The sequence below is a fragment of the Mesorhizobium sp. CAU 1741 genome (genome assembly GCF_039839275.1).
Classification (GTDB): Bacteria; Pseudomonadota; Alphaproteobacteria; order Rhizobiales; family Rhizobiaceae; genus Aerobium.
In genome coordinates this window covers 916,922-941,242 of sequence record NZ_JBDOQP010000001.1, presented here as the reverse complement: position 1 = coordinate 941,242, position 24,321 = coordinate 916,922, and the positions used below count along the sequence as shown (strand labels likewise).

The window sequence follows — 24,321 nt, the reverse complement described above, 5'->3', positions numbered from 1 at the left end:
CGCCGCCCGCCGCGCGCTCAAGTAGCATATGTCAGGAGACGGCGGCATTCTCCCGAAGCAGCCGCTCGGCGGCGGCCCGCGCTTCATGCGTGATCGTCGCACCGGCGAGCATGCGGGCGATCTCCTCTTGCCGTGCGTCGCGCTCAAGGGCCGAAACTGCGGTAGCGACACGGTCCGCACCGCCCGACTTTGAAATCAGGTAGTGCGTGTCGGCGCGGGCCGCGACCTGCGGCGCGTGGGTGACAGACAGAACCTGGATGCGGCCCGCAAGACGCGCGAGACGCTGTCCGATCGCGTCGGCAACGGCGCCGCCAACGCCCGTGTCGATCTCGTCGAAGACCAGTGTCGGCGCCGAACCGCGATCGGCAAGCGCCACCTTCAACGCCAGCAGGAAGCGCGAGAGCTCGCCGCCAGACGCGACCTTCATCATCGGACCGGGACGCGTGCCCGGATTGGTGCGCACGCGGAACTCGACCTGATCGATGCCGCTTTCGGCGCGATCCTCGGCTTCGCTGGAAACCTCGACGATGAACTCGGCGCGCTCCAGCTTGAGCTCGGGCAGTTCCTTCATCACCGACGCAGCCAGCGCAGATGCGGTGCCCTTGCGCAGTTCGGACAAATGCGCGGCCTGCTCGTCATAGGCAAGGCGCGCGGCTTCGGCCGCCGCCTCCAATGCGCCCAAACGCTCCTCGCCAGCGTCGAGATCGGCAAGGTCGGCGACCATCGTATCACGCAAGGCGGCAAGGTCGTCGACCGCAACGGAATGCTTGCGCGCAAGGGCACGCAGCGCGAACAGCCGCTCCTCCGCCTGTTCAAGGACCCGTGGATCGAACTCGGCGGCCCGCAACGCTTCATCCACGGCAACCTGCGCGGCATCGAGAGAAATGAGGGCTTCATCGAGCGCCTTGATGATTTCGTCGAGCAATCCGGGCGCATCGGCGGCCTTGCGTTGCAGCCGTCGCAACAGGCTCGCGATCGGTGGCACGGCAGCACTCGGTCCGGAAAGCACGTCCTGCGCGTCGGTGATGTCGGTGGCGATCTTTTCGGCGCGCATCATCGCCGCGCGGCGGTCGGCAAGCTCCGTCTCCTCGCCGGGCTGCGGCTCCAGCTTTGACAGCTCTTCGACGGACGCCCGCAGATAGTCGGCCTCGCGCGCTGCTGCCTCGACCTTTGCCCGGTGGCGCGACAGCGCCTGTTCGCCTTCGCGCCATGACCGCCAGGCCCGCGCGACTGCCTTTGCGGCGCCCACATGCCCTCCGAACGCATCCAGAAGATCGCGATGCACAGCGGGGTCCACCAGCGCGCGTTCGTCATGCTGGCCATGGATCTCGACCAGCGCCTTGCCGACCTCGCGCAGCAATGTGACGCTGGCGGGCTGGTCATTGATGAAAACGCGGCTGCGCCCGTCGGCGGATTGCAGGCGCCGCAAGATGACGTCGCCTTCATCGTCAAGGCCGTTCTCACGAAGCAGTTCGCGTGCCGCATGATTCCCGGGCACATCGAAGACGGCAGTGACGGCCCCCTGGGTGATGCCATGCCTGACGAGCGACGCGTCGCCACGCGCACCGAGGGCCAGAGAAAGCGAGTCCAGCAGGATAGACTTGCCCGCGCCTGTTTCGCCGGTCAGCACCGACAGGCCCTTTAGAAAGTCGATGTCGAGCCGTTCGATCAGTACGATATCGCGGATCGACAGGTGCGTGAGCATCGGGTGGGAAATCAGCTTCCGGTAATCAGTGTACCGACCTGACTGAGCCACGATCCCTTGTTCTCGCGCGGCTGAAGGCCGCCCGACTGAAGCAGGGCGTAGGAGTCCTTGTACCACTGGCTTTCAGGATAGTTGTGGCCGAGCACGGCGGCAGCCGTCTGTGCCTCCGAGGCCAGTCCCATCGCGTAATATGCCTCGGTGAGGCGCGCCAGCGATTCCTCGACGTGGTTTGTGTCCGAATAGGTCTCCACCACGTTACGGAAGCGTCGCACGGCAGCGATATATTCGCGCCGTTCCAGATAATAGCGTCCGATCTGCATTTCCTTGCCGGCGAGCTGGTCGCGGGCAAAGCGGATCTTCACCCGCGCATCGGCGACATATTCGGACTCCGGCCAGCGATCGACGAGCTCCTGCATCGCCTGCACCACGAGCCGCGATTCCTTCTGGTCTCGCGTCACGTCCTGGATCTGGCGAAAATTGCTCAGCCCGATGATGTACTGGGCATAGGCGGCATCGTCCGACGTCGGATAGAGCGCGATGTAGCGCTGCGACTGGCTGATGGCGTCGTCATAATTGCCGAGGCGATAGTTGGTGAATGCACCCATCACCAGCGAACGGCGCGCATGGTCCGTATAGGGATGCTGGCGGTCCACCGATTCGAATTTCTTGGCCGCCTCGGTGAGCCGGCCCGATTCGAGATTTGCCAGCGCCTGATTGTACAACGCATCGGCCGGCTCGATCGTCTCGACATACGAGGCGAGATCGACATCGCGATCGCTGGCGCATGCCGACACGAAAAGCGGTAGCGCGACGGAGAGCGCCACGATCCCTAGGGCACGGCCCGGCGCGCGGGAAACGGCGATGCGGTTGTCATTCATGGCGGATTGTCGCCCCTTTGGCGTTCGATACACTTCAGGCACCGGTCCATTGAATAATAGCAGCCATTCGCGGCCGGTGCGCCAAACGTCGCGGCAGTCATATTAGAACTGTCGCCCCTCGGCAACGTTGTCGCCGCGCAATGGTGCTTTTTTGTGGCAGCAGACGGAACGCGACGAGCCTGGTCAGCTCATCCAAGGCGCATAGACCGGCGCATTGACGGCGATCATCTCGGCTCCGCGGCCGCGCTCGCGCCGTCCGGTCTCAACGATCTCGAATGCCGAACGATCGGACAGCAGCCTGCGCAGCGCCTGCGCGTTCAGCTTGTGCCCGCCCCGGAAGGAGCGGAAGCAGCCGATGAAGCGTGCGCCGGCCAGCGCGAGGTCACCCATGGCGTCGAGCATCTTATGACGCACGAATTCGTTGGAGTAACGCAGGCCTTCCATGTTGATGACGCGGTCGTCGTCGCCGATCACCACGGAATTCTCCAGCGACGAACCGAGCGCGTAGCCGGCGGCCCACAAGCGCTCGACGTCCTTCATGAAGCCGAAAGTCCGTGCACGCGAAATATCGCGGCGGAAAACCTCCGGCGTGATGTCAGCGGCAAAAAACTGCCTGCCGATCGCCGGGCTCTCGAAGTCGATCTCGACCTCGTAACGCGTTCCAGCATAAGGCCTGAACTCGGCCCACGAGGCGCCATTCTCGATACGGACTGGCTTGACGATGCGGATGTAGCGGCGCTTGACCGCCTGAACCTTCAGACCGGCCTGATCGAAAGCCTCGACGAACATCGACGCACTTCCGTCGAGGATCGGCACTTCGTTGCCTTCGGTCTCCACGACGACGTTGTCGATGCCGAGTGACGACAGGGCCGCCATCAGGTGCTCAACCGTTGCCACATGGGCGCCGGAGACGTCGCCGAGAATGGTGCACAGGTCGGTCCCGCCAACTTCTGACGACAACGCCCGAAGCTCGACACAATCTCCGTTAGCATCGGTCTTTGAAAAGATGATTCCGGTATCTGGATCGGCGGGAACAAAATGGATGGAAACCGGGTTTCCACTGTGAACGCCGATGCCGGACAACGATACGCGTGACTTGAGCGTCGTCTGGTAGTCGTGCAAGTCGATCCCCATAAGCCCGTCCCGATTACGCCCGCTCAACAGGTTGCCCGGTCGCGGTTTCACTCTCGACCAGCGAATTCTCATCCCCACGAATCCGCAGCCGCTTGATTGTTGGCCGCGAAGATAATGTTACAGGCAAAAGACTCCAAATCACGGTTTCTTACCCTGTGTTACGCAAAAGATGCCGAAAAGCGCGCTGCATAACCTGTTGTCTTTCAAGCATAATTTGACGAAACGGGCGAGTGCTTCGACACCCGCCCGTTACATTGCGTTACGCTTCGTGATCTCCCGCGATCAGTTTGCCTGGCGGCGCAGGAACGCCGGAATTTCCAGTTGATCGTCTTCCTGCACGGCACGGGGCTGAACCGACATCCGGCCCTGATCGTCGAGCTGCCCGCGCTTGGGCGCGTAGAGCTGTGCTTCGGGCGAAGGAGCCCGGCGCGTGGTTTCGGCAGGGCGCATGCGCGGCTCGCGCGGCTGGGCCGGCTGAAGACGTGCCGTCTCCTCTTCGCGTCGCGACAACCCCTGCGTCAGCCGCTTGAGCAGGCCCATCGGGCCACGCTCTTCGTGATCCTCGCCATGCGGTGCGTCCATCTCGGCACGCACAACAGGCGGGAAGTCCTCGATGCGCGGCATGCGCGGCTGGGCCGCCGCAGGCACCTGTGGTGCCGCTTCCATCATCGGCGCGGGCGCCGACGGTGCGGTCCTCACCGGCTCGGGCTGGAAGTGCGCGACCGGTGCAGGCTGCTCTGCAGCGGGCTGAGCGAACAACCGGCTCTGCGGACGGAAATCGCCCTCGCCTTGGACGGGGCGCTGACCAGCCGCCATTTCGTGGTTCATTTCCGCGTTGCGGATCGCTTCGGCGACCGGGTCGGCCACACGGGGTGCCTCCGGCTGTACCGGCGCAGTGACGCGCGGCTCTGCCGGGCGCTGCTGTTGAACAGGCTGCTGGACCGGCTTCTGTGGCGCGCGGATGGTGATCGGCGGCGTGTTGATGTCCGCAGCGACCTTGTCGATACCGGTTGCCACGACGGACACGCGGATAACACCTTCCAGTTCCTCGTCGAAGGTCGCACCAAGGATGATGTTGGCTTCCTGATCGACTTCTTCGCGAATACGTGTCGCAGCCTCATCGACTTCGAACAGCGTCAGGTCACGACCGCCGGTGATGGAGATCAACAGGCCGCGCGCGCCCTTCATGGTGGTCTCGTCGAGCAGCGGATTGGCAATAGCGGCTTCTGCCGCGGCCATTGCCCTGCCCTCACCCGAAGCCTCGCCGGTGCCCATCATAGCCTTGCCCATCTCGCGCATGACGGAGCGGACGTCGGCGAAGTCGAGGTTGATGAGACCTTCCTTCACCATCAGGTCGGTGATGCAGGCGACGCCGGAATAGAGCACCTGGTCGGCCATTGCGAAGGCATCGGCGAAGGTGGTCTTGTCGTTGGCAATGCGGAAGAGGTTCTGGTTGGGAATGACGATCAGCGTGTCGACGCTCTTCTGCAGTTCCTCGATGCCCATGTCGGCCGTCTTCATCCGGCGCTGGCCCTCGAAGTGGAACGGCTTGGTGACGACGCCGACGGTGAGAATACCCTTCTCGCGCGCCGCACGCGCCACGACCGGAGCAGCGCCGGTGCCCGTGCCGCCGCCCATGCCCGCGGTAACGAAGCACATATGCGTATTCGACAGGTGATCGACGATCTCGTCGATGCATTCCTCTGCCGCCGCGCGACCGACTTCAGGCTGCGACCCCGCACCGAGACCTTCGGTGACATGGGCGCCGAGCTGGATCAGGCGTTCGGACTTCGACATGGTCAACGCCTGCGCATCGGTATTGGCGACGACGAAGTCGACGCCACGCAGGCCGGCGGTGATCATGTTGTTGACAGCATTGCCGCCGCCACCGCCGACACCGAAAACGGTGATGCGCGGCTTGAGCTCGGTGATGTCCGGCTTCTGCAGATTGATGGTCATTGCGTTCGTCCTTTTGGCCTTTCCCGCCGCTTCGCCGCCGCGGCTGCGTGGGGCTGTCCCCGTCGATTTAAAAACTGTCTTTCAACCACTGACTGACACGTTGAAAGCGACCACCGGTACCGGTTGCCCTGAAACGCAGGCCACCGCCCTTTCCATACCGGCTTTCGAAATTGGCAACCTGCGGATAGATCAGCAGGCCGACCGTTGTTGCGAAGGCAGGCCCCTTGGCCGCCTCCGGCAAACCCGTTACGCCGAGCGGCCGCCCGAGCCGCACGTTGCGGGCAAGGATACGCCGGGCCGTCTCCGGCATGCCGGTCAACTGGCTGGCGCCCCCCGTAAGCACCACGCGCTTGCCCACCACCGAGCCGAAGCCTGACTTGTTGAGCCGGTCGCGCACGAGCTCCAGCGTCTCCTCGACGCGGGCTCGAATGATCTTGTTCATCACCGCGCGAGGCGCGTGCTGCGGCACCTCGCCATCGTCGGGACCCATCGGCTGGATGGTCACCATGTCGCGGTCATCGTCGACGACCGGCAGCACGGAGCCCTGCATCACCTTGAGCCGCTCGGCATGCTCGCGCCGCGTCGACAGGCCGCGTGCCAGATCCATCGTGACGTGACTGCCGCCGATGGGCAGCACGTCGGCATAGATGAACTTGCCCTCGGCGAAGATCGAGATGGTCGTCGTGCCGCCGCCCATGTCGATGCAGGCGGCCCCCATTTCGGCCTCGTCATCTACTAGTGCCGCCAGCCCGCTCGCATAGGGCGTGGCCACCATGCGCTCGACCGACAGGTGAGAGCGATTGACGCAGAGTTCCAGATTGCGCAGTGGCGCGGCATCGGCGGTCAGCACGTGCATGTCGACGCCGAGTTGCTCACCGATCATCCCGCGCGGGTCGCGCACACCGCGTTCAGAATCCAGCGAGAAGCTGATCGGCAGCGAATGGACAACCTCGCGCTCGGCACGCAATGTCTGCTTTGCGCCCGCCGCCAGCACACGCTTGATGTCCCCGTCGCCGGCTTCGTGCCCGCCAAGATTGATCGACGAAGACAGGACGGCGCTCTTCATGCGCCCCGCCGAAACGTTGACGAACAGTGACTCGACCGTCAGTCCGGCCATGCGCTCGGCAGAATCCACCGCCAGCCGGATCGCCTGCTCGGCCCGGTCGAGATCGACGATCGTGCCGGACTTGATGCCCTGGGACTTCTGGTGGCCGATGCCGATCACCTTGATCTGGTGCGTGCGTCCCGGCAGGTGCTCGCTCTCCTCGCAGGGCTTGAGCTTGCCGATGACGCAGCAGACCTTGGTCGAGCCGATATCGAGGACGGTGACGACCCCGGACCGGCCTGCCGACTTGTCCATGTTTGAACCGAGCCAACTCATATGCTGCGCTCCGCCGGCCGGTATTTCTTGCCCAGCAGCTCCTTGAGCCTGGCTTCGCGCGCTTTTGCGGCGTCGGGCGAAAGCTTGACGACCAGCCGGTCGCCAAAGCGCATGTCGACGGATTCGATGTCGCGCGACAGCAAACCGTAGCGCGCATCGAGACCGACGAGATCGACCAGCGCCTCATCCTGCTCCTGTTCGGGCAGCTTGACCGTAAGCCCGTTATTGAGCTTCAGGTCCCAGCGTCGATCCGAAATCCGCACATAGCCCCGCACACGAGATGCAAGATCGGGATGCGAGGCGACCTTGGCCACGAAGGACGAGGCGGACTTGGCGCCTCCCGATCCGACGACCAGCGGCAAGGTGAGATGATCGGAACCGACGAGCGGCGCGATGACGTCGCCATTCTCTTCGATCAGCGACAACAGGCTACCCTGCTGCCAGATGGCGAACGGCACCTTCTCGACGACCTTCACCTCAAGCGTCGAGGGATAAATCTTGCGAACGGCGGCACTCTCCACCCACGGCAGGCTGACGATGCGCGCCCGCGCGTCCTCGGCGTCGAACCCGACCAGCGAGGTCCATCCATCCAGCCCGACGCGATCGAAGATGTCGATCTCCGAGGTTTCCTTGTTGCCGCTGACGCGAATCTCGTTGATCGCAAAACCGGTGCGCGCGGTAACGCCCTGCACAACCGAAGACATGTGGCCGCCGACGACGGTGCCGTAGACGACGAACGAACCGATCACCAGCGCTGAAAGCGCGCCGCCCGCGAAAGGCGGCGCGACGACTTCTCCCGACCAGACGCGACTGGCGAAACGGGCCGGCCTGCGCAGCCAGCGCGGGACGACAAGACCGCCGGGCGCAATAGCCCAGCTCCTGCGCCGCTGCGCACTGGAACCCAGACTTTGTCCTGACGTCAACGCGAACAAGAAGCGTCCTCCACCATCCAACTCAGCAATTCACCAAAACTGTGTCCCGCTTCCGCGGCGATTTCCGGCACGAGCGACGTGGGAGTCATCCCCGGCTGGGTGTTCACTTCCAGCCAGATCAACTCGCCATTCTCCGAAAATCGGTCATCGTAGCGAAAGTCTGACCGGGAGACCCCGCGACAGCCGATCGCTTGATGTGCCCGTAGCGCCAGTGTCTGTACTTTTTGGTAAATAAAGGATGAAACTTTTGCCGGGCATTCGTGTTTTGAGCCGCCGGCAACATATTTTGAGTCGTAATCGTAGAAGGCGTGGCCGACTGGCACGATTTCGGTCACGCCAAGCGCCACGCCACCCATGACAGCGCAGGTCAATTCGCGTCCGTGGACGAATCGCTCGACCATGATCGTGTCCCCGTAGCGCCATTCCGACGAGGTGATGACCTGGGGTGGATGGGACTGGTCTTCCTTGACGATCACGACCCCGAAGCTCGATCCCTCGCGCACCGGCTTCACCACGTAGGGCGGCTTCATCGGGTGTGCGGCGCCAATGTCGAATCGGCTCATCACCCGTGCCTCGGCAACCGGAATGCCGGCAGCCTTGGCAACCTTCTTCGCCTGCTCCTTGTCCATCGCCAGAGCCGAAGCGAGCACGCCTGAATGGGTGTAGGGAATCTGCAGATATTCGAGAATTCCCTGGATCGTTCCATCCTCGCCATAGGGGCCGTGAAGCGCGTTGAAGGCGACATCCGGCCTCAAATCATCGAGGACGCGGGCAACGTCACGTTCGACGTCGACGCGCGTGACCCGGTATCCGACATCCTCCAGTGCATCCGCGCAGGCATTGCCAGATGAAACCGAGACCGGCCGCTCGGCGGAGAATCCGCCCATCAGAACAGCAACGTGCTTTGCCGCCATGCCCGGATTTCCCCTCGTCGCTCGGGCCGCATTCTGTTCGCCGGGGTTGAGTCGGAGTCTTCCGGCGATCGGTTTCGCCAGCGTCCGCGCACTCGACTCAAATCGGAGAACGATTTCACCTCAAGGAATCAGAGGTTGGATTCCGTGGCAAGGGTTTGGGACTCGCGGCGATTCACTTTTTGAGACAAGCAGCGAGGCGTTGCCCGTCTAAAGCAGTTGTCCGAGGAATTCCTGGACCTGGCGACCGGGCCGGAAATCGCCGATTCGCTTGATCTCCCATTCGAGCCGAATGCCCGAATTCTCCAGAACGCGCGCTCGCACCGTCTCACCGAGATGCTCGAGATCGTAGCCCGTCGCCGCTCCGGTGTTGATCATGAAGTTGCAGTGCATCGGCGACATTTGCGCGCCACCGATCATCAGCCCGCGGCAACCCGCCTTGTCGATCTCCTTCCACGCCGAAGTGCCCTCGGGGTTCTTGAAGGTCGATCCACCCGTCTTCTCGCGAATCGGCTGCACGGTCTCGCGGTGTGTCTGCACCGCGTCCATCGCGATCCGGATCGCCTCGCGGTCCTCGGCGTATCCTTCGAGCTCGGCTGAAACGAAGATCAGGTCCTTCGCGGCCGCCGAGTGCCGATAGGCATAGCCCATCTGCGCATTGGTCAGGACGTGAACATCACCGCCGCGGTCAAGCGCCCGGACGGATACGACGCGCTCCCGCGTCTCGACGCCGTTGGCGCCCGCATTCATGCGCAGCGCGCCACCGATGGCGCCGGGAATGCCATGGTAGAAGTGAAAGCCGCCTATGCCCGCTTCGAGCGCGGCCGCCGCGACACGCTTATCGGGTGTGGCGGCCCCAACCACGAGACGCGTTCCCTCGCCAGCCTCGACGCCGGCGAACCCTTTTGCAGACAGCCGGATCACGACACCGCGAATGCCGCATTCGCGCACCAGGAGGTTGGAACCGATCCCGACCACCATCACTGGCACGTCATCCGGGACATGCCGCAGAAAGGCGCGAAGGTCGTCCTCGTCGGCCGGCTGAAAGAGCAGGTCGACCGCACCGCCGGCACGAAACCAGGTTATCGTCTCCATCGGCGCATCAGGCGTCAGCCGTCCACGGACCATGGACGCGACGTCGCCGAGACGCTTCAGGAGAGCATCGCCGCCGGTCATGCGGTCGCCTCCAGCTCCCTCGGCAGGGCATAGGCCCATTGCGTGATGTTGCCCGCGCCCAGAAGCACGACGAAGTCGCCAGGGCCCGCCAGAGCGCGCACGATCGGGGCTATCGCATCGGGCCCGTCGATCTCGCGGGCATCGCGATGGCCGCCGGCACGAATGCGCGAAACCAGCGTCGCCGAGTTGATCCCATCGATCGCGTCCTCACCGGCGGCATAGACGGGCGCGATCATCACCGTATCGGCGTCGTTGAAGCATGCGGCGAAGTCATCGAAGAGATCGCGCAGGCGAGTGAAACGGTGTGGCTGCGCGACGGCTATGACGCGGCCCTTGCAGGCTTCACGCGCAGCACGCAGCACCGCCTTGATCTCAACCGGGTGGTGGCCGTAGTCGTCGAAGATGTCGACGCCGTTCCAGCTTCCGGTATGGGTGAACCGCCGCTTGACGCCGCCGAAGGAGGACAGGCCCTTGCGGATGTCATCCGGTGTCAGTCCGAGTTCGTGCGCGACGGCGATCGCCGCCGTCGCGTTGGAGATGTTGTGGCGGCCGGGCATCGGCAGGCGCAGGCCGTCGACCTGGGTTTCAGCTCCGCTCTTGCGATCGCGAATCGTCACGTCGAAGATCGACGTCGCCCCATCCATGCGGATGTTGGAGAAGCGCACATCGGCCTGCTTGTTCTCGCCATAGGTGACGACGCGGCGATCTTCGATGCGCGAGACCAGTGCCTGCACTTCCGGGTGATCGATGCACATGACGCCGAAGCCGTAGAACGGCACGTTCTCGACGAACTGGCGGAAGGCCTCGCGCACCTTGTCGAACGAGCCGTAATGATCGAGATGCTCCGGATCGATGTTGGTGATCACGGCAATGTCCGCTGGCAGCTTCAGGAACGTGCCGTCACTCTCGTCGGCCTCAACGACCATCCATTCGCCATCGCCCATGCGCGCATTTGTGCCATAGGCATTGATGATACCGCCATTGACCACTGTCGGATCGAGCCCGCCTGCATCCAGAAGCGTTGCGACCATCGAGGTGGTCGTCGTCTTTCCGTGCGTTCCGCCGATGGCGATGGCATTGCGGAATCGCATCAGCTCGGCCAGCATCTCGGCCCGCCGCACGATCGGCAGCAGCCGCTCGCGCGCGGCGACGAGCTCGGGGTTGTTCTTCTTCACCGCCGTCGACACCACGATGACCTCGGCCTCGCCGAGGTTGTCGGCGGCATGCCCGACGAAGCAGGTGATGCCCTTGTCGCGCAGCCGCTGCACGTTGGCGCTGTCGGCCTGGTCCGATCCCTGGACGCGATAGCCGAGATTGTGCAGCACCTCTGCGATGCCGCTCATGCCGATGCCGCCGATGCCGATGAAATGCACCACGCCGATTGTCTGCGGCATCTTCATGCGCGCTGCCTCCCCTTGACCTGCGAAACGGATTCGCCCGAGGCAATAGCCTCCACGAGGTCCGCAAGCAACCGGGTGGCATCGGGCCTGCCTGATGACTTCGCCGCCGCGGCCATGCTGGAAAGCGTTCGAGGGTCCGACATGAGCCTCCCGATCAGTTCGGCAATACGCTCGGGCGTCAGCGATGATTGCGGATGAACCTGCGCACCGCCCGCAGCCGCAAGGGCCGCAGCGTTCGCCGCCTGATCATGGTCGAGCGCATAGGGATAAGGCACCAGCAAAGCCGGTCTTCCAATGGCTGCAATCTCCGACACCGTCGACGCGCCGGATCGCGACATGACGAGATGCGCGTCGGCGATGCGTTTCGCCATGTCGGTGAAGAAGGGAGAAATCTCCGCCCGCACGCCCAGTTCGGAATAGGCAGCCCTCACCTTGGCCTCATCTTCCTTGCGGGCCTGCTGTACGATCTCCAGTCGGCTGCGCTGATCCGACGAAAGCAGCGCCACCGCGGCCGGAATTGCGTCGGAGAAAAATTGCGCGCCCTGGCTGCCGCCAAACACCAGGAGCCGGAACGGGCCGGCATCCCCTGCAGGCGCATATAGCGTCGCGGACGCATCGAGCACCGCCGGCCGCACCGGATTGCCCACCTCGATGATCCGGTCCGCATGGGACCCTTCAGCCCGCAGGAAGCCGCCTGCGATGGCCGTAACCCTGCCCGCAAGCGCCCTGTTGGCGCGCCCCATCACCGCATTCTGCTCATGGATGATGCTCGGCACGCCCCGTCGGGTGGCTGCCCATAGGGGCGGCAGTGTCGGATAGCCGCCAAAACCGACGACCGCCTTCGGGCGGATCTCGTCGATGATGCGCCCCGCCTCGCGTGCCCCACGCCAGATCGTCCAGAAGGCGCGAACGAGTGCCACCGGATTTCTCGAGCCGATCGTGGCCGATGAGATCGCGTGGATCGTTTCGGCCGGAAAGGAACCTGCAAAGCGTTCAGCCCTGCCGTCCGTCGCGAGATGGATGGACCAGTCGCGCGCGAGCAGTTCGTGAGCCAGAGCTTCGGCTGGAAAGAGATGCCCACCGGTGCCTCCGGCGGACAGCATGATCACGCCCCTTGCCATGCTATTCAGCCGGCTGCATGAAGCGCGGCACGCGAGACTGACCGATGCGCATCCGTTTCTGCGGGTCCTTGCGGGTGAGTGCCAGCACCATGCCCATCGAGATCGCCATCGCAACGAGGGACGAGCCGCCATACGAAACGAAGGGAAGAGTCATGCCCTTGGCCGGCAGAAGTTGCAGGTTGACGCCCATGTTGATGATCGACTGCAACCCGAACAAGGTCACCAGTCCTCCCACCGCATAGCGCGAGAAGTCATCTCGTTCGTTGAGCGACTTGCTCAGTCCGCGCAGCACCACGAAGGCGAAGAGGCCCGCGATCAGCAGGCACACGACGATGCCGAACTCTTCACCTGCAACCGCGAACACGAAGTCCGTGTGGCTGTCGGGCAGGATGCGCTTGACCGTGCCTTCGCCGGGACCTTGCCCGAGCCAGCCGCCGCGGATGAGCGCCTCGCGCCCCATGTCGACCTGGAACGTGTCGCCTTCACCGGTGAGGAACCTGTCGATGCGCTCGGCCACGTGCGGAAAGGACGTGTAGGCCACCAGCCCGATGCCGATGGCCGTGCCGCCAAGAACGGCAATCCACAGCCATGGCATGCCCGCCATGAAGAACATCACGCCCCACGTCGCCAGGACCAGCAAGGTCTGGCCGAGATCGGGCTGCGCAATCAGCAGCGCGAGCACCAGTCCGAGGAGGATGATGGCGAAGAGATTGCCCGGAATATCGGGGCGCCGGGAATGTTCCGCGAACAGCCACGCGCAGATGACCACGAAGGCGGGCTTCATGTATTCGGAGGGCTGCACCGAGATGCCCGCCAGATGAACCCAGCGGCGCGAACCCTTGATCTCGACGCCGAAATAGAGCGCTACGACCATCAGGAAGATCGAGCCTGCCAGCATCAGCAACGCCAGCCTGCGGACATGGCGGGCATCGAAGAACGATACCGCGATCATGATGACCAGTGCCGGTATCATGAACACCATCTGCCTGGTGACGAAGTGGTAGCTGTCGAGCCCGATGCGTTCGGCCACCGCCGGCGAAGCGGCGAAGGACAAGACGATGCCCAGCCCCATCAGCAGCAGGAACGCGGCGAAAAACCAACGGTCGATCGTCCACCACCAATTCGCAACCGGTCTCCGGTCGATGCGACTGACCATCAGCGTTTCCCTCCGATTGGCTCGATATCCGACAGGCCGAGCACCGCGTCGCGGAATGCGTCGCCCCGTACCTCGAAATTCCTGAACTGGTCGAAACTCGCGCAGGCTGGAGAAAGCAGCACCACCGCCTCCTCGCCTGCGACGTCGCGCGCGGCATCTTCGGCCGCATGCTCGAGCGCCGCCTGGAGCCCGCCCGATATCTCGTATGGCGCCGCGCCGCCCAGCGTCGCGGAGAACGCCGGCGCGGCCTCGCCGATCAGGTAGGCCTTGGCGATGCGCGGGAAGAATGAGCGCAATGACTCTATGCCCCCCTCCTTGGCGAGCCCGCCGGCAATCCAGTAGATGCGGCTGAAACTCGACAGCGCGGGTGCCGCTGCGTCGGCATTCGTGGCCTTGGAATCGTTGACGAACAGCACACGGCCACGGCGACCGACCTGTTCCATGCGGTGGGCAAGTCCAGGAAAGCTCTCCAGTCCCGACTGGATTTCCCCGAGATCCAGACCGACTTTCAGGCAGGCAGCAACCGCGGCAAGGGCGTTCTGCGCGTTGTGCGCCCCGCGAAGCGATCCGATGCCTTCCAGAAAACCGATGCGGCTGTACTGGCCGTGCACCGCTTCCATCAGATCGGTGCCATCGGCGAAGTAGCCATCCGTGAGTGGGAGTCGCTTGGACAGCCGGACGACTTCCTTGCCGCCGCGCTCCAACCTGTCGGCGATCTGCATGCAGTATGAATCGTCGACGCCGATGATGGCCGTCTCGCTGCCGGCCACCAGCCTTTCCTTGATCTCCGCATAGCGCTGCATGGTCCCGTGCCTGTCGAGGTGATCCGGCGACAGGTTGAGCAGGATGCCCGCGGAGGGATTGAGCGACGGTGCGAGGTCGATCTGGTAGGACGAGCACTCTATGACATGGTAGCGGTCGGCTGCCGGCGGATCGAGCGTCATGATCGCCCGCCCGATATTGCCACCCATCTGCGCGTCGCGTCCGGACGCCGCGATGATGTGGGAGATCAGCGCCGTCGTCGTCGACTTGCCGTTGGTGCCGGTGATCGCGATCAGCGGCGAATTGCTGGCCGTGGCAGACCGTTCCCGCGCGAAGAGCTCGACATCGCCGAGGATTTCCACACCCGCGCCACGGGCACGCTCGACGGTCCAGTGTGGCTTAGGATGGGTCAGCGGTACGCCGGGCGACAGCACGAATGCCGAGAAGGACGACCAGTCCGCCGCTGAAAGATCTGCCACCGCGACACCCTCGCCGCGCGCCCGGGCGACGCTGTCGGGATTGTCGTCCCAAGCTGTCACCTCGGCGCCGCCCAGCGTCAGCGCATGGGCAGTCGCGATGCCGGAGCCGCCGAGCCCGAACAGCGCGACCTTGCGTCCCCTGAAAGTGGAAGCTGGGACCATGGCCTACCTCAGCTTCAGCGTGGACAGGCCGATCAGCGCAAGGATGACCGCGATGATCCAGAACCGGATGACGACCTGGCTCTCCGTCCAGCCAAGCTTTTCGAAGTGATGGTGAATCGGCGCCATCAGGAACACCCGCCTGCCGGTCAGCTTGAACCAACCGACCTGGATGATCACCGACAAGATCTCGATGACGAACAGCCCGCCGATAATGGCGAGCACGATCTCGTGCTTGGCGGCCACTGCGACGGCACCGATCAGGCCACCGAGCGCCAGGGAACCGGTGTCGCCCATGAAGATCGCGGCTGGTGGCGCGTTGAACCAGAGGAAGCCGAGCCCCGCGCCTATCACCGCGCCAAGCACGATCGACAATTCGCCAGTACCGGCGGTGTAGTGAATCTGCAGGTACTCGGCGAAGACCGCGTTACCGGCCAGATAGGCGATGACGCCGAACGATGCAGCCGCCACCATCACCGGAACGATTGCCAGGCCATCGAGACCGTCCGTCATGTTGACGGCATTGCCCGCGCCGACCATCACGAAGGCAGCAAACGGAATGAAGAAAAAGCCGAGATTGAGGACAAAATCCTTCACGAACGGAAAGGTCAGCGACGACGAGAAAGGCGCGCTGCCCGACTGCATGATGACCCATGCGGCGATACCGGCGATCAGGAACTCGACGGCCAGGCGCGCCTTGCCCGAAAATCCCAGATGCGATTGCTTGGTGACCTTCAGATAGTCGTCGTAGAACCCGATTGCACCGAAGCCCAGCGTGACGATCATCACGACCCAGACGAGAGTGCTGGAAAGATTGCCCCAGAGAAGCACCGAGCCGATGATGCCGGTGAGCATCATCAGTCCGCCCATCGTTGGCGTTCCGGCCTTCTTGAAATGCGTCTGCGGTCCATCGGCACGGATCGGCTGGCCCCTACCCTGGCGGATTCGCAGGGAATCGATAATCGCGGGTCCGAACATGAAAACGATCAACGCCGAGGTGATCAGCGCGCCGCCGGTTCGAAAGGTGATGTAGCGGAACACGTTGAAGGCCGAAACCTGGTCGGCGAGTTCCACAAGCAGCATCAGCATAGACTAGGGTCCCCCGCCGTTCAGACGTGTGTGTTCGAGTATGCAGCGCCATCCCCGGTCGCCGCGAAAATCTGTTTCAGCGCTTCGACGAGCCGCGAGAAGCCCATGCTGTTGGATGACTTGATCATCACAACGTCGCCCGGACGCACCATGTCCAGCAGAAGCGGCTTCAGCGCGTCGACGCCCTCGACATGCTGCGAGACGACGTTCTCGGGAAGCATATCGGCCAGCGCCTTGATTTCCTTGCCCGCCGTCAGCACGATGTCGGCCTGCGACTGCGCCACTGGCCCAGCCAGCGCCTCGTGCAGCTTGCGCGAATGGTTTCCGAGTTCGAGCATGTCACCAAGCACGGCAATGCGCCGCCCCCCGGCAGGAACGGCAGCCGCGGCCAGGAGCGAAAGCGCGGCCTTCATCGACGTCGGATTGGCATTGTAGCTTTCGTCGATGACGACGATTTCGCCACCCGACGGATGCTTCAAGGAGGTTCGCTGGCCACGCCCGCGCTCGGCCCGGAATTCTGCGAGTGCAGACGACGCCTTGTGAATATCGGCGCCGGATAGGTAGACGGCACCCATCACCGCGAGCGCGTTTTGAACGATGTGGCGTCCGGGGGCACCTATAGTGAAGGTGATCTCCTGCCCTGCCATCTTCATGACCACGTTCGACGCATCGCCGTCCGCCTCGAACGAAGCAAGACGGAACGTCGAGCGGCCGTTCTCGCCGAAACTCCAGACGTGCTCGATGCCCGCGTCTCGAGCCGCCTTGTCGAGAAGTTTCCATTGCTTGTCGTCGCGATTGAGAAGCGCGTGCCCGCCCGGCACCACGCCCTCGAATATCTCCGCCTTGGCGCGGGCGATCTCTTCAAGACTGGAGAAATACCCCAGATGGGCCGCGGCGATGGCGGTGATGATGGCGACGTGCGGCCGCACGAACGAGACGAGCTGGCGGATTTCACCTGGATGGTTCATGCCGATCTCGAAGATGGCGTAATCGCAATCCTCCGGCATCCGCGCCAGCGTCAGGGGAACGCCCCAGTGGTTGTTGAACGACTTGTCGGAGGCGTGGACGCTGCCACAAGCGCCCAGTGCCTTGCGCAGCGCTTCCTTGGCCGTTGTCTTGCCGACCGAGCCGGTGACACCGATCACCTTGGCTCTGGTACGCGCGCGGGCTGCTATCCCCGCCGCCTCGAGCGCGGCCAGAACATCCGGCACCACGATCATCGGCGCGCCGATGCGGCCCAGCGCCGGCAATTTGCCCTCGGCAACGACCAGCAGGCTGGCCCCCGCCTTGATCGCCGCTGTGGCGAAGTCGTGTCCGTCGAACGTCTCGCCCTTGATGGCAAAAAACGCGTCGCCGGGCTGCAGCGTACGGCTGTCGATGGAGATGCCGCCGATGCGCGCCGGCTGCGCGCCGACCGGCCTGCCGCCCATCGCCACGGCGAGGGCTTCGGCTGTCCACAACGGGCTCATGCGGCGAGCTCCCGCAGCGCCGCGCGCACTTCCTGGTGATCCGAGAAGGGCAGCGTTGCGTCGCCGACGGTCTGGCCTTCCTCGTGGCCCTTGCCGGCCACGATCAGCGTGTCGCCAGCCCCAAGCATCGAGACGGCTTCGCGGATCGCAAGGCGGCGATCGCCGATCTCGATCCCTTGCGGCGCCGCCGCCATGATTGCCGCACGGATGGACGCCGGTTCTTCGGAGCGGGGATTGTCGTCGGTAACGATCACCACGTCGGCCAGTCGGGTCGCGATCTCGCCCATGATCGGGCGCTTGCCGCGATCCCTGTCTCCGCCACATCCGAACACCACCAGCACGCGTCCGGTGGTGAATGGCCGCACGGCCTTCAGCACGTTCTCGAGCGCTTCAGGTTTGTGCGCGTAGTCGACATAGACGGGAGCGCCGGCGCCTGTGGTGCCCACCAGTTCCAGGCGCCCGGACGCGCCCTTGAGATGCTCGAGCGCCGAGAGCGCCATTGACGCCTCGACCCCCGTCGCGATGGCCAGCCCCGCGGCGACGAGCGCGTTGGCGATCTGGAAGTCGCCGGCGAGCGGCAGGTCGATCTCGTGGAGAGCGCCACCATGTGCGATCTCGGCGCGCTGACGAAAGCGCTCGTGCTCGACCCGCTTCATTTGCAGGAAGGCACCCTTGCGCCCCACGGTGAGGACTTCCAGCCCCGCTGATGTCGCCGCGTCGATGGTGGGCTGCGACCATGCGTCGTCCGCGAAGACGACCGCCGGCGCGCCCTTCGGCAGCAGCGCCGTGAATAGCCGCATCTTGGCTGTGTGATACTCCTCGATGGTCGCGTGGTAGTCCATGTGATCGCGGCCGAGATTGGTAAAGCCGCCGGCGGAAAGCCGAACGCCGTCCAGTCGGCGCTGGTCCAGCCCGTGGCTCGACGCTTCCATCGCTGCGTGGGTCACGCCCGATTGGGCAAGCTCGGCAAGCAGCGCGTGCAGCGCAACGGGATCGGGCGTCGTCAACGAGCCATAGTCCTCCCGGCCGGGGGCCACGACCCCCGTGGTGCCGATCGACGCGGCTGCGTGCCCGGTCTGCTCCCAGACCTGGCGGGCAAAGGATGCCACCGACGTCTTGCCGCTTGTGCCGGTGACCGCGACCATCGTTCCCGGCTGCGCGCCATAGAAGGCCGCCGCCGCCAAGGCGAGCGCCCGGCGTGGGTCGTCCACCTCGATCAGCGGCACACCGGGATCGGAAGGCACGCTACCCTTCGCCGCGATGACCGCAACGGCCCCGCGCGCCACTGCGTCTTCAACGAACCCGGCGCCGTCCGCTTTCGTCCCCTTGAGCGCGGCAAAGAGGTGACCCGGCGCAACCTTGCGCGAGTCCGAGGTGACGCCTGTCACCTCCGTGTCACTGCCCGACCCGGCACTGGGAAGAAAACCGGAAAATTGGCTGAGCTTCATCAAAATCCATTGGTCCGCATGTGTGGACGCCTCTCACCCTCAAGAATCACTGAGAAGAGACGAGAAGGGCCTTACTTTCATGGCCGAAATCGGGCTTCACGCCAAGCAGAGCCGCAGACCGGCGAATGATGTTGCTGACCATCGGCGCGGCGTTGAGGCCGGCGGTTGCGCCAATGCCCGGCTTTTCCGGCTTGGGTTCGTCGATGATGGTCAGGACCACATATTCGGGATCGTCCATCGGAAACGCGGCCACGAAGGCGTTGAAGCGCACGTCATTGGCATAGCGTCCGTTGACGACCTTTTCCGCCGTACCGGTCTTGCCGCCGACCCGATATCCCGGAACGGTCGCCCGGCTGCCCGAACCGCCGGGCACCGTTGCGTTCATGTTGTAGAGGTAGCGCATGTTCGCGCTCGTTTGCGGCGAGACGACCTGCTTGGCGTGGCTGTCCGCCTCGGCCTCGCCGCGTGTCAGGAAGGTCGGCTCCAGAAGCTTGCCGCCATTGACGAGGGCTGCCGCGCCAACCGCTGTCTGCAAGGGGGTCGTGGCCATGCCGTGACCGAAGGCGATCGTGATGGAGTTGATCTTCTTCCAGACCTTGGGCTCGCTGGGCGTCGCCACCTCGGGAAGCTCCGTATTCATCCGGTCGAGCAGGCCGACGCGCTTGAGAAACTCGCGGTGGCCTTCGATGCCGACCACGTCGACTTGCCGTGCAGAACCGATGTTGGACGAGTAAATGAAGACTTCCGGCAACGCCAGAACGCGGCCCTTTCCGTGAAAGTCACGGATCGTCTGGTGGCCGATGGTGATCGGGCGCCGGGCATCGAACGTGCTGTTCATGTCCATCAGCCCCGAATCCAGCGCCATGGCCGTCGTGAAGCTCTTGATAGTCGAGCCCATCTCGTAGACGCCGGCCGACATACGATTGAGCCGGTCCTTCTCGTGGGCATTGAAGGGATTGTTGGGATCGTAGTCCGGCAGGGATGCCATCGCGAGGACCTCGCCGGTGCGCACGTTGAGCACCACCGCACCGGCGGCGATTGCCCTGTAGCGCTCCATCGCTTGCTCAAGCTCGTCGCGGACGATGTGCTGGACGCGCAGGTCGATCGACAGCCGCACGGGCTCCAGATCCTTCGCGATCGCCAATCCCGTTTCCTGCAGGTCGCTCAGGCCCTGGTCGTCGATATATTTCTCCATGCCGGCAATGCCCTTGTTGTCGACATTGACGAGTCCGAGAATGTGGGCGGCCGTTGGCCCACCCGGATAGAAGCGCAGCTTTTCAGTCCTGAAGCCGATGCCGGGAATGCCGAGTTGCAGGATCGCCTGCTGCTGGCGCGGGGACAATTGGCGGCGCAGCCAGATGAAGCCGGCGTTGCTCTGGAGGCGGTTATAGGTCTGCTCGATGTTGAGATCGGGCAGGACGGTCAACAGCTTCTCCAGTGCCTCGTCCGCATCGACGATGCGGCGCGGTTCGGCAAACAGCGATGCCGTATTGATGTCGGTGGCCAGCACCTTGCCGTTGCGGTCGACGATGTCCGGACGCGAGGCCGTCACGCGGGACGGGCCAGGACCGCCCTGCTCCAGTTCCTGCATGCCGAACCAGGCCAGCCTGCCCGCAATCACGGCGTAGATGGAAAGGAACACCATCATCGTCATGACGATGCGGGTACGTCCGCGCGCGCCGGTCGACTTTGCGAAACCCTCAACGACGATGGGTTGGGCGGCCGCCTCTGTTACCGCCTGCTTCTTGCGCCAGCGTCCGATCATTCCGAAACTCCGCTGGTGGTGGTTGCATCGATGCCGCTGTCGACGATGCCGTCCAACTCGTCGTTGAGGAAATCCTCGATCTCGAGCGGCCGCTCCGGCAATTCGCTGATATCGGCGAACTGATGCGATTCGACCGGGGCAAGCTGCAGCTCCGAATGATAGATTTCGGCGAGCCTCTGCAGGCGCGACGGCTGGGTCAGCAGGCTCCAGTCGGCCTTCAGCACATCGATCGCCTCTTCTTCCAGGCGGATGTCCGACTGCAGGCGGCGCAGCTTCGACAACTCCGCCTCCGCGCCGTGCTTGGTCATGTAGGTGAAGCCTGCGGCCGCAACCATCGCGGCAATCAGGACGATATCGGTGGTTCTGAACACCTTGGGCTCACCTTTCCTTCACTTCGCCCGTGGCGGGCAGCGCCGGAAGCGCGAAAATGGAAATATCGGCCGCGCGCGGGGCAGCGTCGGTGCGTCGCGCGGCACGAAGCTTGGCGGAGCGAGCGCGTGGGTTCACCCGCGCCTCGTCTTCCGCCGCGGCGACGACGCCGCCGATCTTTTCGAACGTCGCCGGTTTGTCTTCCACCGCCGGAAGATGGCGTGACCCCGACGCCTTGCCCGAGCGATCGGCAATGAATTTCTTCACGATCCGGTCTTCCAGCGAATGAAACGTCACCACGACCAGCCGCCCACCGGGTTTCAGGGCACGCTCGGCTGCAAACAGGGCCTCTGCGAGTTGTCCGAGTTCGTCGTTGACGAAGATGCGCAGCCCTTGGAAGGCGCGGGTGGCGGGATGGATCTTGTCCTTGGGATTGTTGCCGACCACGCCTTCGATCGCCTCGGCCAGATCGCGGGTGCGCTCGAACGGGCGCGTCGCACGTCGGCGTTCGATCATTCGCGCGATACGGCCGGCATGTCGCTCCTCGCCCAGCATGCCGAAGATGCGGGCCAGGTCGCCGGCCTTGAAGCGATTGACGATGTCGGCAGCGCTCGGTCCTTCGCGGCCCATCCGCATGTCGAGCGGACCGTCGGCGCGGAAAGAAAATCCACGCTCCGCCTGGTCGAGTTGCATCGAGGACACGCCGATGTCGAGTACGACCCCGTCCACCTGCGTCTCTGCGAGACCATCGAGGTCGGAGAAGCGCCCCTGCACGAGCCTGAGGCGACCGGCAGACGCCTGTTCCAGCGCCCTCCCGGCCGCAATGGCATCGGGATCGCGGTCGATCGCGAGCACGTCCGCCCCGGCATCCAGGATCGCGCGGCTATAGCCGCCAGCGCCGAACGTACCGTCCACGATGCACGTACCCGCCTGCGGCTGGAGCGCCGCCAGTACTTCCTGCAGCATGACCGGAATGTGGCGGGCCGGTCCGCCACCGGCGATATCGTCGCCGTGACCCGCCATCATTCCGGGCCCCCACCCACAGCGTCGGCTGGACCAGCCTGACGCAATCTCAGCAGTCGCTCGCGAACCTGCGCGCCATAATCCGCCAGGCGCGACGGCTCCCACATCTGAAAGAAGGTTCCACGTCCAACGAACGCGACCTCGGTGGAGATACCCGTATGGGACCGGACAAAATCGGTAACGGTTATCCGCCCGTCCTGGTCTAGCTTGAGAAAGTCGCTGTCGCCATGCACGAAATATGACATGTCGTCCGCTGTCTGCAGGAAAGGATCCTCCATCGCGATCCGCTGCTCGTAGCGATCGAGAAGATCGAGGCCGCCCACATCCAGAGCCGGCCTGTCCAAGGCCTTGAGCGCATAGAGTTCCTGGTATCCCCGCTTCTGCACCACCGAGCGGAAATGCGCCGGCACGGATACCCGGCCCTTGGCGTCTATCCTGTTCACGGCACTGGAAAGAAAACGGTCCATGACCCGATTTTGCCGCCTCTGTCGCCGCGCCTGCCGGACTCCCCTCGTGCATGCGCAAGATTGCCTTCCCTGACCGCGCGAGGCCGCAGGAGTGCGACATAGCGAAACCGCCCTGGCGCGCCACATTGGCAGCCCTTCCAGGGGACTCTTCACGCTGTACAGAACCGAAGTCGTGATTGCGTTCAAGGGATAACATGGGCCTATATGGGCGTCAACGGGAACCACCTGCACAAGCAGCCTTGTGGAGCATGAACCGGCCATGCAGGCGCGAATCCGAGTTTATGCTCCGTTAGCCTTAATGAACGGTTAGGAACCCGCCGCGTCGCACCGGCGCGCTTGCGCAACTGCGGCACCGCGACTAGCGTCCAGCCCGTTCACATCTGCAACAGGATCCCTTTCATGACAGAGACTTCCGCCGCACGCGCCGCACGCCTCGCGCACCTGCGCGGAGAAAAACTGCGCAAGGGAGACCCCGTCGCCCTGCCCCTGACCCTGTCCAGCATGTTCCACCTGCCGGGAGACCCTGCCGGATACGCGCAATACGGACGGTTCTCAAATCCGACCTGGGAAGCGGTCGAAGAGATGCTCGGACACCTCGAAGGCGCACCCGCCCTCGGTTTTCCCTCAGGCATGGCGGCCATCGCCGCGGTGTTCTTCGGCACGCTGAAAGCGGGGGACCGCGTGCTGTTGCCTTCCGACGGCTATTACACGACGCGCGTCCTGGCCGACCGCTTTCTCACCTCCTACGGCATCAGCTACGACATCCGCCCGACTGCCAGCTTTCTCGACGGCGGGTTTGAGGGCTATCGGCTCGTGTTTCTCGAAACGCCTGCCAATCCGAGCCTGGACATCTGCGACATCGCGGAGGTTTGCCGGCAGGCGCATGCGGCAGGCGCCATGGTCGTCGCCGACAACACGACGATGACGCCGTTCGGCCAACGTCCGCTCGACCTCGGCGCGGACATCGTCGTTGCTGCGGATACCAAGGCGCCGAACGGCCATTCCGACATCCTGTTCGGCCATGTCGCAAGCCGCGACAAAGGGGTGATGCAGGCCATATCCGACTGGCGCAAGCTGGCCGGCGGCATCCCCGGCCCCTTCGAGGCCTGGCTGCTGCATCGCGGACTGGAAACGCTGCATGTGCGCTTCGAGCGCATGTGCGACACCGCGGAGATGATCGCCGCCAAGTTCGCCCAGCACAAGCTCGTCGCACGCGTCCGCTACCCCGGGCTTCCCGACGACCCTTCGCACAATCTCGCACGCGCCCAGATGGAGCGCTTCGGGTTCCTGATGGGACTCACGCTTGGTTCGGCCGAGACAGCGGAACGGTTCATCGACGGCTGCGCGCTGATACAGCCGGCAACGTCGTTTGGCGGTGTGCACACCTCGGCCGAGCGGCGGGCGCGCTGGGGAGACTCGGTCGATCCGGGTTTCATACGCCTGTCGATCGGATGCGAGCCGGCAGACGAACTGTGGACTGCGCTCGACGAAGCGCTGACGCAGGCTTCGGGATAGATGAATCAATTTCTTGCCTGATC

20 protein-coding genes are annotated in these 24,321 nt (G+C 64.2%); 1 reads left to right on the top strand and 19 read right to left on the bottom strand.

Features of this window, described 5'->3' with window-relative positions:
- Positions 1-31: 31 nt before the first annotated feature.
- From recN to mraZ, 19 genes are all read right to left on the bottom strand, one after another.
- On the bottom strand, positions 32-1,705 hold the full coding sequence (gene recN / locus AAFN84_RS04465; protein ID WP_347513300.1) for a DNA repair protein RecN: 1,674 nt from the start codon (positions 1,703-1,705) through the stop codon (positions 32-34).
- Positions 1,706-1,716: 11 nt separating this feature from the next.
- Positions 1,717-2,583 (bottom strand): outer membrane protein assembly factor BamD, encoded by an 867-nt coding sequence (locus tag AAFN84_RS04460; RefSeq protein WP_347513299.1) that lies wholly within the window; start codon positions 2,581-2,583, stop codon positions 1,717-1,719.
- Between the two features lie 183 nt (positions 2,584-2,766).
- A complete protein-coding gene (lpxC, locus tag AAFN84_RS04455; protein WP_347513298.1) occupies positions 2,767-3,717 on the bottom strand; it encodes a UDP-3-O-acyl-N-acetylglucosamine deacetylase in 951 nt (316 codons plus the stop codon).
- A 282-nt stretch (positions 3,718-3,999) separates the two neighbouring features.
- Positions 4,000-5,676 (bottom strand): cell division protein FtsZ, encoded by a 1,677-nt coding sequence (ftsZ, locus tag AAFN84_RS04450; RefSeq protein WP_347513297.1) that lies wholly within the window; start codon positions 5,674-5,676, stop codon positions 4,000-4,002.
- A 67-nt stretch (positions 5,677-5,743) separates the two neighbouring features.
- Entirely contained in the window at positions 5,744-7,057 is a 1,314-nt protein-coding gene (ftsA, locus tag AAFN84_RS04445) for a cell division protein FtsA (RefSeq protein WP_347513296.1), read from the bottom strand.
- Positions 7,054-7,989 carry a cell division protein FtsQ/DivIB gene (locus AAFN84_RS04440; RefSeq protein ID WP_347513295.1) on the bottom strand — a complete coding sequence of 312 codons (936 nt, stop codon included), beginning with the start codon at positions 7,987-7,989 and terminating at the stop codon, positions 7,054-7,056. Before AAFN84_RS04440 ends, ftsA begins: the two co-directional genes overlap by 4 nt.
- Positions 7,977-8,903 carry a D-alanine--D-alanine ligase gene (locus AAFN84_RS04435; protein WP_347513294.1) on the bottom strand — a complete coding sequence of 309 codons (927 nt, stop codon included), beginning with the start codon at positions 8,901-8,903 and terminating at the stop codon, positions 7,977-7,979. The genes AAFN84_RS04440 and AAFN84_RS04435 overlap by 13 nt, the downstream gene beginning before the upstream one ends.
- Positions 8,904-9,110: 207 nt before the next feature.
- Positions 9,111-10,076, bottom strand: coding sequence for a UDP-N-acetylmuramate dehydrogenase (gene murB / locus AAFN84_RS04430; RefSeq protein ID WP_347513293.1), 966 nt, complete (start codon positions 10,074-10,076; stop codon positions 9,111-9,113).
- Entirely contained in the window at positions 10,073-11,476 is a 1,404-nt protein-coding gene (gene murC, locus AAFN84_RS04425; protein WP_347513292.1) for a UDP-N-acetylmuramate--L-alanine ligase, read from the bottom strand. The genes murB and murC overlap by 4 nt, the downstream gene beginning before the upstream one ends.
- A complete protein-coding gene (gene murG / locus AAFN84_RS04420; protein ID WP_347513291.1) occupies positions 11,473-12,597 on the bottom strand; it encodes an undecaprenyldiphospho-muramoylpentapeptide beta-N-acetylglucosaminyltransferase in 1,125 nt (374 codons plus the stop codon). Before murG ends, murC begins: the two co-directional genes overlap by 4 nt.
- Position 12,598: 1 nt before the next feature.
- Entirely contained in the window at positions 12,599-13,753 is a 1,155-nt protein-coding gene (ftsW, locus tag AAFN84_RS04415; protein WP_347513290.1) for a putative lipid II flippase FtsW, read from the bottom strand.
- On the bottom strand, positions 13,753-15,156 hold the full coding sequence (murD, locus tag AAFN84_RS04410) for a UDP-N-acetylmuramoyl-L-alanine--D-glutamate ligase (protein ID WP_347513289.1): 1,404 nt from the start codon (positions 15,154-15,156) through the stop codon (positions 13,753-13,755). Before murD ends, ftsW begins: the two co-directional genes overlap by 1 nt.
- A gap of 3 nt (positions 15,157-15,159) precedes the next feature.
- A complete protein-coding gene (gene mraY / locus AAFN84_RS04405) occupies positions 15,160-16,242 on the bottom strand; it encodes a phospho-N-acetylmuramoyl-pentapeptide-transferase (RefSeq protein ID WP_347513288.1) in 1,083 nt (360 codons plus the stop codon).
- 20 nt (positions 16,243-16,262) lie between these two features.
- Positions 16,263-17,711, bottom strand: coding sequence for a UDP-N-acetylmuramoylalanyl-D-glutamyl-2,6-diaminopimelate--D-alanyl-D-alanine ligase (locus AAFN84_RS04400; protein ID WP_347513287.1), 1,449 nt, complete (start codon positions 17,709-17,711; stop codon positions 16,263-16,265).
- On the bottom strand, positions 17,708-19,159 hold the full coding sequence (locus AAFN84_RS04395) for a UDP-N-acetylmuramoyl-L-alanyl-D-glutamate--2,6-diaminopimelate ligase (protein ID WP_347513286.1): 1,452 nt from the start codon (positions 19,157-19,159) through the stop codon (positions 17,708-17,710). Before AAFN84_RS04395 ends, AAFN84_RS04400 begins: the two co-directional genes overlap by 4 nt.
- Before the next feature lie 46 nt (positions 19,160-19,205).
- Positions 19,206-20,924, bottom strand: a complete 1,719-nt coding sequence (locus AAFN84_RS04390) for a penicillin-binding protein 2 (RefSeq protein WP_347513285.1) — start codon at positions 20,922-20,924, stop codon at positions 19,206-19,208.
- The gene (locus AAFN84_RS04385) at positions 20,921-21,295 is read right to left on the bottom strand and encodes a hypothetical protein (RefSeq protein WP_347513284.1); all 375 of its coding nucleotides are present in this window, start codon (positions 21,293-21,295) and stop codon (positions 20,921-20,923) included. The genes AAFN84_RS04390 and AAFN84_RS04385 overlap by 4 nt, the downstream gene beginning before the upstream one ends.
- A gap of 7 nt (positions 21,296-21,302) precedes the next feature.
- Positions 21,303-22,319, bottom strand: a complete 1,017-nt coding sequence (gene rsmH, locus AAFN84_RS04380; RefSeq protein WP_347513283.1) for a 16S rRNA (cytosine(1402)-N(4))-methyltransferase RsmH — start codon at positions 22,317-22,319, stop codon at positions 21,303-21,305.
- Positions 22,316-22,783: a division/cell wall cluster transcriptional repressor MraZ gene (gene mraZ / locus AAFN84_RS04375; RefSeq protein WP_347513282.1), complete on the bottom strand. Its 468-nt coding sequence runs from the start codon at positions 22,781-22,783 to the stop codon at positions 22,316-22,318. Before mraZ ends, rsmH begins: the two co-directional genes overlap by 4 nt.
- Positions 22,784-23,182: 399 nt before the next feature.
- Here mraZ and AAFN84_RS04370 point away from each other — a divergent pair, with 399 nt between their 5' ends.
- Complete coding sequence (locus tag AAFN84_RS04370; RefSeq protein ID WP_347513281.1) at positions 23,183-24,298, top strand: cystathionine gamma-lyase; 1,116 nt, start codon at positions 23,183-23,185, stop codon at positions 24,296-24,298.
- Positions 24,299-24,321 lie beyond the last annotated feature (23 nt).

Coding starts and splice junctions, on each gene's coding strand:
- AAFN84_RS04435 (WP_347513294.1), bottom strand. CDS start 8,903: ATGGCGGCAAAGCACGTTGCTGTTCTGATGGGCGGATTCTCCGCCGAG.
- murB (WP_347513293.1), bottom strand. CDS start 10,076: ATGACCGGCGGCGATGCTCTCCTGAAGCGTCTCGGCGACGTCGCGTCC.
- ftsW (WP_347513290.1), bottom strand. CDS start 13,753: ATGGTCAGTCGCATCGACCGGAGACCGGTTGCGAATTGGTGGTGGACG.
- AAFN84_RS04395 (WP_347513286.1), bottom strand. CDS start 19,159: ATGAAGCTCAGCCAATTTTCCGGTTTTCTTCCCAGTGCCGGGTCGGGC.
- AAFN84_RS04390 (WP_347513285.1), bottom strand. CDS start 20,924: ATGATCGGACGCTGGCGCAAGAAGCAGGCGGTAACAGAGGCGGCCGCC.
- ftsA (WP_347513296.1), bottom strand. CDS start 7,057: ATGAGTTGGCTCGGTTCAAACATGGACAAGTCGGCAGGCCGGTCCGGG.
- murC (WP_347513292.1), bottom strand. CDS start 11,476: ATGAAGATGCCGCAGACAATCGGCGTGGTGCATTTCATCGGCATCGGC.
- murG (WP_347513291.1), bottom strand. CDS start 12,597: ATGGCAAGGGGCGTGATCATGCTGTCCGCCGGAGGCACCGGTGGGCAT.
- recN (WP_347513300.1), bottom strand. CDS start 1,705: ATGCTCACGCACCTGTCGATCCGCGATATCGTACTGATCGAACGGCTC.
- AAFN84_RS04460 (WP_347513299.1), bottom strand. CDS start 2,583: ATGAATGACAACCGCATCGCCGTTTCCCGCGCGCCGGGCCGTGCCCTA.
- AAFN84_RS04370 (WP_347513281.1), top strand. CDS start 23,183: ATGACAGAGACTTCCGCCGCACGCGCCGCACGCCTCGCGCACCTGCGC.
- mraZ (WP_347513282.1), bottom strand. CDS start 22,783: ATGGACCGTTTTCTTTCCAGTGCCGTGAACAGGATAGACGCCAAGGGC.
- lpxC (WP_347513298.1), bottom strand. CDS start 3,717: ATGGGGATCGACTTGCACGACTACCAGACGACGCTCAAGTCACGCGTA.
- murD (WP_347513289.1), bottom strand. CDS start 15,156: ATGGTCCCAGCTTCCACTTTCAGGGGACGCAAGGTCGCGCTGTTCGGG.
- ftsZ (WP_347513297.1), bottom strand. CDS start 5,676: ATGACCATCAATCTGCAGAAGCCGGACATCACCGAGCTCAAGCCGCGC.
- mraY (WP_347513288.1), bottom strand. CDS start 16,242: ATGCTGATGCTGCTTGTGGAACTCGCCGACCAGGTTTCGGCCTTCAAC.
- rsmH (WP_347513283.1), bottom strand. CDS start 22,319: ATGATGGCGGGTCACGGCGACGATATCGCCGGTGGCGGACCGGCCCGC.
- AAFN84_RS04400 (WP_347513287.1), bottom strand. CDS start 17,711: ATGAGCCCGTTGTGGACAGCCGAAGCCCTCGCCGTGGCGATGGGCGGC.